Here is a 12,749-nt window from a genome sequence, read left to right as displayed (position 1 = left end):
AGATGAGCTAGTAGGAGGGTCATCTCCTTGTAGTATAAGTCAGTACTTTACAAATGTTCATATTTCTGCTAAACTAATATAGTTACTGAAAATTTTAGATTAAAGATAAGGAGGCAAAGCAATGATTATAATAAGAACAGATACGCACACTCATACCCTAGCATCAGGACACGCTTACTCGACGATAGAAGAGAATTTAAGAGCAGGAAAAGAACAAGGGCTTGAGTTAGTTGGAATTACCGACCACTTTAGCTCTTTTTTTGTGCCTTCAACCGACTTTGCCTGCTATGGTTTTTTTATAAATAGAGGGGATTTGCCGGAGATTTGGCATGGTGTAAGGCTTTTATTTGGAGCAGAAGTAGATATAGTAGACCTTAAGGGAAATTTATTTGGGCATGATATTTATATTCCGTTTCCATATAAGGATGAAAATAAGGTTACCTATGAAGAAGGTATATTAAACAGGTTAGATTACCTTATTGCAAGTGTACATTTTAAAGAATTTGCAGCCGACTCTACAGCTGTAGAAAATACTGAACTTTATATTAAGGCGCTTGAGCATGATAAGGTGAAAATGCTCGGACATATTGGACGATCCGGGCTTGAGTTTGATGTGGAAGAAGTTGTAAGAGCGGCTAAGGCTATGAATAAAATGATAGAAATAAACGAAGCCTCCTTTGGTCATGGTGATATTATAAAGGAGAGATGCCGCAGAATTGCTGTTACCTGTGCAGAGAATGGAACTAAAATAGCAGTAAACAGTGATGCACACTGCTCATTTAAGATAGGCAAATATCCTAACGCAATTAAGATGCTTGAGGAAATTGATTTTCCTGAAGAGCTTATAGCAAACAGAGATGCCGAAACTTTTTTGAAAATGTTGAGTTAAGGCAGAAAATGATGGGAGAAGATATGAAACAAAATAAATTTAATACTAATAGAGAACTTCTTTTATACTTTTTAAGGGGAAGCAAGAGATATTTTATAACTGCGGTGGTCTGTATTTCTCTTGTGAATCTGCTTACCCTGATAATACCAAGGGTAATAAGCTATGTGGTAGATACACTGATTACAGGTAAAGAGAGTAACTTTCCGAACTTTGTAACAAATTTTATAGAAAGTTTGGGAGGTGCGGCTTATCTTAGAGAGAATCTATATGTGGTGGCAATCTTTCTTATAATTATAGGAATATTGACAGCTATTTTAAACTACTTATATAGATATTACAATACCAAGGGAGCTGAAACCCTGGTTGAAACTATGAGAAATGATATCTTTGCGCATATAGCAAAACTTCCTTTTTCGTGGCATACGAAGAATCAGACAGGAGATATAATCCAACGCTGTACCTCAGATGTAGATGCAGTGAAAAACTTTGTATCCGGGCAGTTGACAGAGCTGCTAAAGACTGTATTGATGCTTGTCCTTTCTCTTTACTTTATGTTTACAGTAAATGTGAAGCTGGCCCTTATTGCTCTTGCGATTATTCCTATAAATATAGCTTATTCGATATACGGTCATAAAAGAATGGGTAAAATCTTTGAAGAGGCAGATGTGGAAGAGGGAAAGCTTTCTGCGGTTGTGCAGGAGAATCTGACAGGAGTAAGAGTAGTAAGGGCTTTTGGCAGAGAACTTTTTGAAAAAGAAAGGTTTGAAAAACAAAATCACGATTATTGGAAGATGTGGATTAGGCTTGACTGGGTACTCGCATGGTTTTGGGCAATAGGAACATTTTTCCTAAGTCTTCAGACTATGATTGTTGTTGTGCTTGGGGCAGTGTTTGCAGTTAGGGGAGAAATGCTTGCAGGCGAATATATTGCGTTTTTTTCATATAACATTATGCTTGTGTGGCCGATAAGAATGCTTGGAAGACTGGTTTCAGGCCTTAGCCGAAGTGGAATTGCAGCAGAAAGAATAAGATATATTATGAGTTCAGAACCTGAGGAGGATAAGGGGAAGAAACTTACTCCTAAGATGACAGGAGATATAGTATTTAACAATGTAAATTTTGCCTATGATGAGACAAAGGAGATTGTTAAAAATATATCATTTACTATAAAGGGTGGAACTACCGTAGGCATACTTGGTGGTACAGGATCGGGTAAGTCTACACTTATGCACCTTTTAAACAGGCTCTATGAACTTCCTAAGGAAAATGGAAGTATAACCATATCAGGTGTGGATATAAATGATATTGAACTGGGGTATCTTCGTGAAAATATAGGAATGGTACTTCAAGAGCCTTATCTATTTTCCAGAACCTTGGCTGAAAATATAGCCCTTGGCAGTAAAAAAGCAGAGAGAGCAGATATTGAAGATGCTGCAGGTACTGCAAGTCTTTTGGAAACTATTGAGAATTTTAAAGAAGGATTTGAAACTACAGTCGGGGAAAGAGGTGTTACTCTTTCGGGAGGGCAGAAACAGAGAACAGCCATAGCCCGTATGCTTATAGGAAAGTCACCTATTATGGTATTTGATGATTCACTTTCTGCAGTTGATGCGGAAACTGATGCAAAGATAAGAAAGGGACTTATGGAAAAGGGGAAAGACAGCACTGTTATTATCATTTCCCACAGAATCACAACTCTTATGGCAGCAGATAATATACTGGTATTTGATAAGGGGAGCCTTGCTGAATCAGGTACTCATAATGAACTTTTGGCTAAAGAGGGCATTTACAAGAAAATATATGACATACAGTCGGTAGCTCTTGATTACGAGTAGTAAGGAGGTTATATGCAGGATAAAACTACGATAAAGTTTTTGCCTTGGTTTGGCATACCTAAGCTTTGGCCATATTTCAGGGCATATAAAAAAGATATGATAATAATGTTTGTGACTTGTGCAATTTCAACCATTACCGGAATAATCTATCCACTTTTTAATCAATATGCAATCAACAATTTCATAGGAAGAGGGAAATTAAACGGAATAGGAATATTTATATTACTTTATCTTGTCACGATAGCCCTTGAGATTGGAATGGAATTTGCTTCAGCTTATGTAGCCTCAAATATAGAAATAAGTGTCGCAAGAGATTTAAGAAATTCAAGTTTTAACCATTTACAGTCACTTTCATTTTCATATTTTAATCAGAATAATGTGGGTTACATACACGCAAGGGTAATGAGCGATACGGGAAGGATTGGTGCGATTGCAGCTTGGTATTTCTTTGACATTATGTGGTCAACAGTCTACATTGTCGGTGCTTTTGTGGTAATGTTTACCTTAAATGCTAAAATCACCCTTGCCATAGCTGTTATTATACCGATTGTAACTATAATAGTTTCAATCTTTCAAAAAAATCTCTTACATCTGAATCGTGAAGTAAGAGAGATAAACTCTACAATTACAGGAAATTTTAATGAAGGAATTACAGGTGCAAAGGAGATAAAAACTCTTGTTGCAGAAGGAAGAATGAAAGAAAACTTTGATAGAGATACTAGCAATATGAAAAGAAAATCTATAAGAGTGGCTCATTTTTCTGCACTTTATTCTTCCTTAGTTTCGTTTGCAAGTTCAGTTGTAATTGCCCTTGTACTTATGCAGACAAGTATTTTAAGTCTTGAGGGGGCTATGCTTGTCGGAACTCTTTCAGTCTTTATGTCCTATTTACAGGGAATAATAGAGCCTATAAGTAATGTTGCATTGACATTTGCAGATCTCATTGCCTCATCTGTAAATATTGAGAGATTTACAGGGCTTATGGCTACGGAGTCAGATGTTGCAGACAGCAGGGAGGTTGTGGAAAAATACGGAGATATATTTAATCCAAAGAAGGAAAACTGGGAAGAACTTAATGGAGATATAGAGTTTAAAGATGTGACTTTTAAATATCCTGATGGAGATGAATATGTGCTTGAGAATTTTAACCTTAAAGTTCCACAAGGTACTAATGTTGCGATTGTGGGCGAAACAGGTGCAGGTAAGTCAACCCTTGTAAATCTTGTCTGCCGTTTCTTTGAGCCGACCCAAGGTCAGGTACTTATAGATGGCAGAGATGCAAGGGAGCGTTCCGGACAGTGGCTACATTCAAATATAGGCTATGTATTACAATCTCCACATCTTTTCTCAGGCACAATAAGGGAGAACCTAAGATATGGAAAGCCTGATGCAACTGATGAGGAGATAATGAAGGCACTTGAACTTGTGTCTGCTACAGCAGTAGTAGAGAAGATGGATAAGGGGCTTGACAGTGAGGTTGGAGAAGGTGGTGATTTACTTTCAACAGGTGAGAAACAGCTGATTTCATTTGCAAGAGCAATAATTGCAGAGCCTAAGATACTGGTGCTTGATGAGGCAACTTCTTCCATAGACACTGTGACAGAAAAGATAATTCAGGATGCGATAGAGAAGGTAATAACAGGAAGAACCTCATTTGTAATAGCTCACAGACTTTCAACCATAGTAAATGCTGATGTAATCCTTGTGGTAAAAGACGGTAAGATTATAGAGCAGGGAAAACATAAGGAACTTATGAAACAGAAAGGCTATTATTATGGACTGTTTACAAGGCAGTTTGAGAATAGTGTTGTAGATGAGATAGGGTAATATTTGATTTAAAATAAACAACAGACTGATTTAGAAGTAATTCTTGATCAGTCTGTTGTTTTAAGTAAGTGCTTAAATTAAATAAACATATGTTTTATAGTATTTTAACTATATTTAATTCTTTATCAAGTAGTAGTAAGTCTGCGTAAGCTCCCGACTTAATAACACCTGCCTTATCTCCAAGACCTATGCTCTTTGCAGGGTTCGTTGAAGCCATCTTTACTGCTGACTTAAGTGGAATTCCCATACCCACTACATTTTTAAAACAGGTAAATAGGTCGGTACAGGAGCCTGCTATTGTGCCATCATCAAGTGTTGCTTTGTTGCCTTTTTTATTTACCCTTTGTCCTCCGAGAGAATATGTGCCATCTTCCATACCGGTTGCCTCCATAGAATCGCTTATAAGAATGATTCTATCCTCTCCAAAAAGGCGAAAAGTACTTCGTATCATACAAGGATGAATATGTACCTTATCGCAGATAAGTTCTGCCATTACTCCGATATTTTCAAAAGCTGCACCGACTATGCCCGGATCTCTGTGGTTAAATGCAGGCATTGCATTAAAAAGATGGGTTACATGATTTGCACCATTTTTAAAGGCCTCATCAGCCTGCTTAAAGTTAGCCTCTGAATGACCGACAGAAATAGAAACATCGTTTGCAAGTTCTTTGATAAAAAGATTAGCACCCTCGGTTTCAGGAGCAAGGGTTACAAGGCGGATATTGCCTCCACTTACTTTATTAAGCCTTCTAAATACATCTATATCAGAGTTCATTATATACTCAGGATTCTGAGCACCTTTCTTTGAAGGAGAGATAAAAGGACCTTCCATATTTATTCCGAGAACCCTTGCGTGTTTTTTCTCAGGCTTATAATCATTGATAGTGGCGAAGATTCCTGTAAGCAGCTCTTCTGAAAGTGTCATAGAAGTAGGACAGAAAGCAGTTACTCCCTGAGATTTCTCAAATTCTGCTATTTTGTAAAGACCTTCAAGGTCAGCATCGCAGAAGTCATGTCCTACTGCACCATGAGTATGTACATCAATAAGACCGGGGATAACATATAATCCTTCGGCATCAATAACTTCTCCATCACTAGGAAGTGTATCTGTAATGAACTCTCCATCTATATAAACATCTCTTTTTTCAAAGTCACCATTTTCGTTATATACTAATCCGTTTTTTATTATCATAATAATCTCCATATTGCTATTGCCAGTTGTATTATTAAATAAACTTATCTCTTTGCAATAAGAGCATAAGCAGCCTCATCTGCAATTATAGTTACATCATGATGGAACTGAAGAGCAGATGCAGGAACTTCAGGAGTTACAGGACCAAAAAGTGCCTTGCAAAGTGCATCGGCTTTTTTCTCACCGGAAGCGATTAAGAGAATTTGTTTAGCTCTCATAATACTTCCTACACCCATAGAATATGCAAATGTAGGAACTTCATCAATAGAATTGAAAAGTCTTGAATTGGCATTTATTGTACTTTCAGTAAGGCTCACCTTATGAGTTCCATCAGCAAAGAAAGAATCAGGTTCATTGAAACCGATATGTCCATTTTCACCAAGTCCTAGAAGTTGTAAGTCAATAGGACCATGACTTCTTATAACTTCATCGTATCTTTCACATTCTTTAGTTTCATCTGATTCCATACCGTTTGGAAGAAATACATTTTCCATCTTGATATTCACATGGTTAAAGAGATTTTCTCTCATAAAATACGCATAACTCTGATTGTGGTCAGCAGGAAGACCTACATATTCATCAAGGTTAATAGAAGTGATGTCTGAAAAATCAAGATCTCCCTTTTTATAGCCTTCTACAAGAAGTTTGTAAGCTCCTATTGGGGAAGAGCCGGTAGCAAGACCAAGGACAGAGTCAGGTTTCATCATAACCTGAGCTGCTATGAGATTTGCAGCTTTCCTACTCATTTCTTCATAATTTTTAGTGACAATAATCCTCATAAAACCCTCCTTAATACATTAATAAATTTAAGTTATTTATACAGTTAATTTAATCATTTACGATTAAAATTAATTATACCCCTTTGTTAAAGTAAAATCAATCACACACTTTTTAATAAAGCATGTACAATTTCTTCAGTATGCATTCCTCTTGATCCTTTAACTACTATGGCATCGCCGGTTTTAAGAAGAGTTTTAAGATAGGATATTGCATCTGCGTTTGTACTACAATGTTTGGTTATAGGATTGGTTTCAAGAATATCTGAAGTAGCACCGAAACCAATGTGTTCACTATCAGTGCCAATAGTTACAAGATAGTTTATTCTGTGGCTACTGTCTTCTTTATTATAATTTTTAATATATTCACCAACACCAAAATGCTCAGACTTTGCATCTTCGCCAAGTTCAAGTACATCTGCAAATACAGCAAATCTTCTACGGATAGGTTCTATTCCGCCACGCATTTCACCGATAATCTGGATAGCAGCCTTCATAGAATCAGGACTTGCATTATATGTATCATCTATTATAGTAAGCCCTCCAGCTTTTAATATGTTACCACGCATCTTAAGCGGCTCGTATTCAGAAAGTCCTTCTTTAGATGCAGCAGGCGAAATTCCAAGTTCCATGGCTATGGCTATTGCAGCGAGAGCATTTCTTACATTGTGAAGTCCAAGGGTATTAAGATGTATATGCTCGGAGGTAAGCTTTCCTTCAGCGGACTTGTAGTTTGCTACAAAATCCGTACCTTCACCCGAAACAGAAATAGAAGTTGCATAGAAATCTGCCTCTTCACTTGTGCCGAAGGTAACGATGTTTTTTACATTTTTAGGCCTGTACTTGCTGTCCGGCTTTGTAAGTTCCATAAGCAGTTCATCATCAGAATTTATAAAAAGTATGTCCTTGTCTGTGAAGTAGTCTGTCATGTGTAACTTTTCGATGAGGATGTTTTCCTTAGAGCCGAGATTTCCTATATGTGCAGAACCTACATTTGTAAATATTCCATAGTTAGGTCTTGCAGTTTTTGCAAGTTTTTCCATCTCATGAGGCTCGCTCATTCCCATTTCTATTATAGCTGCCTTATTGTTAGGCTCTATTCCAAAGAGGGTAATAGGTAGCCCTACCTGAGAGTTTGCATTTCCCTTTGTCTTATGTATATTTATAGAAGAAAGTGCAGCAGCAACCATTTCTTTGGTAGTAGTCTTACCTACACTGCCGGTAATTCCTATAACAGGAATATCAAACTTTTCTCTATACCAAAGTGCAGTTGTTTGGAGGGCAGATACGGTATCCTCTACCTCTATGGCAGCTGTATCACCTATGTCATCAGGCATCTTGTGACCTTTGCGAATAAAAAAGGCTTTTGAACCGGCAGCTATGGCAGCAGGTATAAAGAGGTGACCATCGACTTTTTCGCCCATAACAGGGACAAAAAGTACATTTTTTTCAGCAAGAGTTGCAATTTCCTTGGAATTAGTGGAAAATCCGTCAATTATAGTATCTAAACTTCCATTTAACAAATTTCCACCGGTAGCGTTTAATATATCATTTACAGTTATTTTCATAGAATGCTCCTTTTTACATCCATAACAGTTTCATGGTCATCCATGTGATGTTTAACACCTTGTATTTCTTGATAATCCTCATGTCCTTTGCCGGCAATTACTATAATATCACCATCTTTTGCGTTTTGTATAGAATAGCGGATAGCTTCATTTCGGTCAGGGATAGTGATGTATTCTCCTCCGGCTTTTCTAACACCTGTAAGTATATCGTCTATTATGTCGAGAGGCTTTTCAAAACGAGGATTATCTGAAGTGATTATAGTCAGGTCGGCATATGTTGAAGAGACTTCTCCCATTTCCCATCGTCTTGCCCTATCCCTGTTACCGCCACAGCCGAACAGGCAGATAAGGCGGCCAGGCTCATAGACCTTAAGCGTAGTGAGAAGACTGGTCAGCCCCATTGCATTGTGAGCATAGTCTATTACTACTGTAAAACGGTCGGATACAGGCATTATTTCAACTCGTCCATTTACACGGATAGAAGAAAGGGCAGTTTTAATACTTGATTCATCTATCCCAAGAGTTAGACATACAGCAGCAGCACCCAGGGCATTGTGTACGCTGAATGCTCCCGGCATATTTACATCAATTTCGAAACTGTTTATGCTTTTGCCGCTTATTATAAATGAAGTACCAAGAGAACCGCCTTTTTTTAGAAGACGGGAATTACTACCGATGAAATCTGAGTTGTCTACATTGTCTGTGCCAAAGGTAATAACTTCGCAAGTATGTCCGGTAAGAATTTCTTTAAGATGGTCACTGTCGCTATTTAGAATACCTGTTTTACACTGTTTAAAAAGTTGACTCTTGCAATGTAAATAATCATCAAAGTCCTTATGCTCATTCGGACCGATGTGGTCAGGCTCAATATTGGTAAATACGCCTATATCAAATAGAATACCTGCTACCCTATGCATAAGAAAGGCCTGCGAGCTTACCTCCATAACTACATGAGTACAGCCGTTTTTAACCATGTCTGCAAAATATTCCTGAAGTAGATATGATTCGGGAGTTGTATTTAATGAATGGATATGTTCTTTGCCGTTTATTACCTCAATAGTACCGACAAGTCCTGTTTTTTTACCTGCCTGCTTGAGGATTTCGTATATCATATAAGTAGTTGTAGTTTTACCCTTAGTACCGGTAACTCCTATGGTTGTAAGTTTCTTTGCAGGATGATTGAACCAGTTTGCAGAGAGCAGTGCAAGGGCTAATCGGGTATCGGCAACCTTAATTACAGTTACTTCTTCAGGTGTAGAAATATTGTCTTCTACAACGACAACGGTAGTACCCTTTTGGACAACATCATTTATATATTTATGCCCATCTACAGTAGTCCCTTTTATACATACAAACAAAGAACCCTCACAAACTTTTCTTGAATCATAACAAAGAGAAGTGATGTCAAGTGTATCTAAAGCACTTTCGTTTGATATGTTTTGTATTTCAATGTTTTCTAATAATTTTTTTAGTATCATATTTCAATGCTCCCACTAAATATTGTTTCACAAGGTCCTGTCATAAATATATGACCTGTCTCAGTATCATATTTTATATTAAGATCACCTCCTAGGAGATGCACTTTTACTTCATTATCTGCAAGATTGTTTAACATAGCGGCATAGGCAGCTGCACAGGCACCTGTCCCACAGGCAAGGGTTTCGCCCGAACCACGCTCCCACACACGCATTTCAAGTTCGGATCTATTTATTATTCTTATAAATTCGGTATTAGTACGGTTTGGAAAAATGTTGTTAAATTCAAATTTTGGTCCGATAGCAGTAAGGTCAAGGCTCTTTGTATCCTCGACAAAGGTTACTGCGTGTGGATTACCCATTGAAATACAGGTAAGATACCAGTCTTTTCCATCTATATTTATAGGCTCATTGATAAATTTATCTTTGGCTGATGTAACAGGAATTTCACTTGGTGTTAGAATGGGACTTCCCATATTTACAGTAGCAGCTGCTACTTTTCCGTTTTCAACCTTAAGTTGTAATATTTTGATACGATTTTCAGGGATAATTCCGGTCTTTTCCTCCTCATTACTGCGAACTCCTGTTTCTATACTTACTTTGTCTTTGCCGGTAAGACCGAAATCGTAAACAAACTTGCCTACGCAACGGATTCCGTTGCCACACATTTCTGCCTCTGAACCATCTGCATTGAAGATTCGCATTCTGAAATCAGCTACCTTAGAAGGGCAGATAAGGATGATGCCGTCACTTCCTATGCCTGTATGCCTGTCTGATAGTTTGATGGCTGTTTCAGATGGATTGTCAAGGTTATTTTTCGTACAGTCTATGTATAGATAGTCATTTTTACAACCATGCATTTTTGTAAAATGTATTTCTTTTGTTTTTTGGTTCATATAATCTCCATTTCTTATGAAATAATTATAAGAATATTCGTAATCTGCTCATTTTTACAAAAATGGCTACTTACTCATATTTTTTGCGTGCCAAAATCGAAATTTTATACTTTTAACACTTGTATTATTATATTACAAAAAGTATTAGAATAAAACCCAAATAATATTAAAATCGGGATTATTCTATTAGAAAATATAAAGTTATCTTATATTGAAAGCTAATATAAACTGTGATATTATGAAGTTATACTTATTATAAATGATATTTTAGGAGGATGATATGGATTGTATAGGTAAAATATTATCTGTGGGAACTTATCCCGGCAGAGGAATAATTGTAGGCAAAAGCAAGGATGGAAAATATGCCATGACTGCATATTTTATAATGGGAAGAAGTGAGAATAGCAGAAATAGAGTTTTTGTAGAGGATGGAGAGGGGATTAGGACTAAGGCTTTTGATGAAAGCAGACTTTTAGACCCTAGTCTTATTATTTATTCTCCTGTCAAGGTTATAGGTAAGAAAACAATCATTACAAATGGTGATCAGACTGATACTATTTTTGATTTTATAAATGCCGGAAAATGTTTTAATGCTGCCCTTATGACACGTGAATTTGAACCGGATGCACCTAATTACACTCCTAGAATTTCGACACTTATAAATGTGGAAATGGAGAAACTTCATTTTAGGATGAGTATACTTAAGAGTGATGACGGTAATCCTGATTGCTGTAACAGATATTTTTATGATTATGATAATATTCCTGCAGGTGAGGGGAGGTTCATACATACTTATAAGGAAGATGTAGAGCCATTGCCGAGTTTTGAGGGAGAGCCTGTTAGAGTAAGTCTTGATGGTGATATAGATGAATTTAGTGAAAATATATGGAAGAGCCTTAATGAAGATAATAAGGTATCTTTATTTACAAGATTTATAGAGATTAAGACCGGAAAATATGAAACAAGAATAATCAATAAAAACAAGTAATAGCCTAAAGGAGAGAATTAAAATGAAAGAAATGGAACTTAAGTATGGCTGTAATCCGAATCAGAAACCTAGTAGGATATTTATGGAAAATGGTTATGAACTTCCGGTAAAGGTACTCTTTGGAAAGCCGGGATATATAAATTTCTTAGATGCGTTCAATGGAATTCAGCTTGTTATGGAACTTAAGAAGGCAACGGGACTTCCGGCAGCTACAAGTTTTAAGCATGTATCTCCGGCAGGAGCAGCAATAGGAAGACCACTTACTGAAGATTTGAAGAAGGTTTATAGGGTAGAAGACATGGGCGAGATGAGTCTTTTAGCCTGTGCTTATGCAAGAGCCAGAGGAGCAGACAGGATGTCTTCTTTTGGGGATTTTATTGCACTTTCAGATGTATGTGATGAGGATACGGCAAACATAATCAAGAGGGAAGTTTCAGATGGAATAATTGCACCCGGATATACTGAAAAAGCTCTTGAAATACTTAAGGGCAAGAAAAAAGGTAATTATAATATTATTCAGATAGATGAAAACTATAAGCCTGAGCCTATAGAGAGAAAACAGGTATTTGGAATTACTTTTGAGCAGGGAAGAAATGAGTTCAAGATAGATGAAGAGCTTTTTAAGAATATAGTAAGTAAAAATAAAAATCTTACTAAAGAGGCACTTGATGACCTTATAGTAGCTATGATAACACTTAAATACACCCAGTCGAACTCAGTCTGCTATGCAAAGGACGGACAGGCTATTGGTATAGGAGCAGGGCAGCAGAGTAGAATACATTGCACTAGGCTTGCAGGAAGTAAGGCAGATATTTGGTGGCTAAGACAGGCACCGAAGACCCTTAATCTCAGATTTCTTGAAAGTGTAGGTAGGGCAGATAGAGATAACGCAATAGACCTCTACATAGGAGATGAGAGTGAAGAATTACTTATTGATGGTGTATGGGAGAGATTTTTTGAAGAAAAGCCTCCAATATTTTCCAAAGAAGAAAAGAAAGAATGGCTTAAAAAGAATGACAATGTAGCACTTGCATCAGATGCATTTTTTCCATTTAGCGATAATATTGAAAGAGCATATAAGAGTGGTGTTAAATACATAGCAGAACCCGGTGGTTCACTTAGGGATGATAATGTAATTGAGGCCTGCGATAAGTATGATATGGTACTTTGCTTTACAGGTATGAGACTGTTCCATCATTAATAAAATATGGGTAAAAGTAAGGTTTTGTTAAAAAAACAGACAGTTGACAAATCTACATCAATTAGTTATCATAAACATAAATGTAGTGCGAAAGAGGAGTAG

Annotated in this window: 10 protein-coding genes and 1 other annotated feature (1 of these 11 only partly in view); of the genes, 5 read left to right on the top strand and 5 right to left on the bottom strand. The window is 37.0% G+C overall.

Features of this window, described 5'->3' with window-relative positions:
- Nucleotides 1–121: 121 nt before the first annotated feature.
- Genes ACTTG8_RS00150 through ACTTG8_RS00140 form a run of 3 tightly spaced genes read left to right on the top strand, consistent with a single transcriptional unit; the run spans nt 122 to nt 4,551 of the window.
- Nucleotides 122–889 carry a phosphatase gene (locus tag ACTTG8_RS00150; RefSeq protein WP_442560126.1) on the top strand — a complete coding sequence of 256 codons (768 nt, stop codon included), beginning with the start codon at nt 122–124 and terminating at the stop codon, nt 887–889.
- A 23-nt stretch (nt 890–912) separates the two neighbouring features.
- A complete protein-coding gene (locus ACTTG8_RS00145; RefSeq protein ID WP_442560125.1) occupies nt 913–2,724 on the top strand; it encodes an ABC transporter ATP-binding protein in 1,812 nt (603 codons plus the stop codon).
- Between the two features lie 12 nt (nt 2,725–2,736).
- Complete coding sequence (locus ACTTG8_RS00140; RefSeq protein ID WP_442560124.1) at nt 2,737–4,551, top strand: ABC transporter ATP-binding protein; 1,815 nt, start codon at nt 2,737–2,739, stop codon at nt 4,549–4,551.
- Nucleotides 4,552–4,645: 94 nt separating this feature from the next.
- Here ACTTG8_RS00140 and nagA read toward each other — a convergent pair whose 3' ends face one another.
- From nagA to dapF, 5 genes are all read right to left on the bottom strand, one after another.
- Nucleotides 4,646–5,743 carry an N-acetylglucosamine-6-phosphate deacetylase gene (gene nagA / locus ACTTG8_RS00135; RefSeq protein WP_442560123.1) on the bottom strand — a complete coding sequence of 366 codons (1,098 nt, stop codon included), beginning with the start codon at nt 5,741–5,743 and terminating at the stop codon, nt 4,646–4,648.
- Between the two features lie 44 nt (nt 5,744–5,787).
- Nucleotides 5,788–6,522 carry a glucosamine-6-phosphate deaminase gene (gene nagB / locus ACTTG8_RS00130; protein ID WP_442560122.1) on the bottom strand — a complete coding sequence of 245 codons (735 nt, stop codon included), beginning with the start codon at nt 6,520–6,522 and terminating at the stop codon, nt 5,788–5,790.
- Nucleotides 6,523–6,623: 101 nt separating this feature from the next.
- Nucleotides 6,624–8,087, bottom strand: coding sequence for a UDP-N-acetylmuramoyl-tripeptide--D-alanyl-D-alanine ligase (locus ACTTG8_RS00125; RefSeq protein WP_442560121.1), 1,464 nt, complete (start codon nt 8,085–8,087; stop codon nt 6,624–6,626).
- Entirely contained in the window at nt 8,084–9,565 is a 1,482-nt protein-coding gene (locus ACTTG8_RS00120; RefSeq protein ID WP_442560120.1) for a UDP-N-acetylmuramoyl-L-alanyl-D-glutamate--2,6-diaminopimelate ligase, read from the bottom strand. Before ACTTG8_RS00120 ends, ACTTG8_RS00125 begins: the two co-directional genes overlap by 4 nt.
- Entirely contained in the window at nt 9,562–10,437 is an 876-nt protein-coding gene (gene dapF, locus ACTTG8_RS00115) for a diaminopimelate epimerase (protein ID WP_442560191.1), read from the bottom strand. Before dapF ends, ACTTG8_RS00120 begins: the two co-directional genes overlap by 4 nt.
- A gap of 301 nt (nt 10,438–10,738) precedes the next feature.
- Between dapF and ACTTG8_RS00110 the strand changes: the two genes are divergently transcribed.
- The gene (locus ACTTG8_RS00110) at nt 10,739–11,446 is read left to right on the top strand and encodes an IMP cyclohydrolase (protein WP_442560119.1); all 708 of its coding nucleotides are present in this window, start codon (nt 10,739–10,741) and stop codon (nt 11,444–11,446) included.
- Nucleotides 11,447–11,468: 22 nt separating this feature from the next.
- Nucleotides 11,469–12,647, top strand: a complete 1,179-nt coding sequence (locus tag ACTTG8_RS00105; RefSeq protein ID WP_442560118.1) for a phosphoribosylaminoimidazolecarboxamide formyltransferase — start codon at nt 11,469–11,471, stop codon at nt 12,645–12,647.
- A 76-nt stretch (nt 12,648–12,723) separates the two neighbouring features.
- Nucleotides 12,724–12,749, top strand: a binding site (T-box leader) (it continues 214 nt past the right edge of the window).

Origin of the sequence: Catonella sp., from assembly GCF_052173895.1 — a bacterium.
Lineage (GTDB): Bacteria > Bacillota > Clostridia > Lachnospirales > Lachnospiraceae > Catonella.
The sequence above is the reverse complement of the archived record's forward strand: the minus strand, read 5'-3'. Positions and strand labels throughout refer to the sequence as shown.

Coding starts and splice junctions, on each gene's coding strand:
- ACTTG8_RS00140 (WP_442560124.1), top strand. CDS start 2,737: ATGCAGGATAAAACTACGATAAAGTTTTTGCCTTGGTTTGGCATACCT.
- nagA (WP_442560123.1), bottom strand. CDS start 5,743: ATGATAATAAAAAACGGATTAGTATATAACGAAAATGGTGACTTTGAA.
- nagB (WP_442560122.1), bottom strand. CDS start 6,522: ATGAGGATTATTGTCACTAAAAATTATGAAGAAATGAGTAGGAAAGCT.
- ACTTG8_RS00125 (WP_442560121.1), bottom strand. CDS start 8,087: ATGAAAATAACTGTAAATGATATATTAAACGCTACCGGTGGAAATTTG.
- ACTTG8_RS00145 (WP_442560125.1), top strand. CDS start 913: ATGAAACAAAATAAATTTAATACTAATAGAGAACTTCTTTTATACTTT.
- ACTTG8_RS00150 (WP_442560126.1), top strand. CDS start 122: ATGATTATAATAAGAACAGATACGCACACTCATACCCTAGCATCAGGA.
- ACTTG8_RS00120 (WP_442560120.1), bottom strand. CDS start 9,565: ATGATACTAAAAAAATTATTAGAAAACATTGAAATACAAAACATATCA.
- ACTTG8_RS00105 (WP_442560118.1), top strand. CDS start 11,469: ATGAAAGAAATGGAACTTAAGTATGGCTGTAATCCGAATCAGAAACCT.
- ACTTG8_RS00110 (WP_442560119.1), top strand. CDS start 10,739: ATGGATTGTATAGGTAAAATATTATCTGTGGGAACTTATCCCGGCAGA.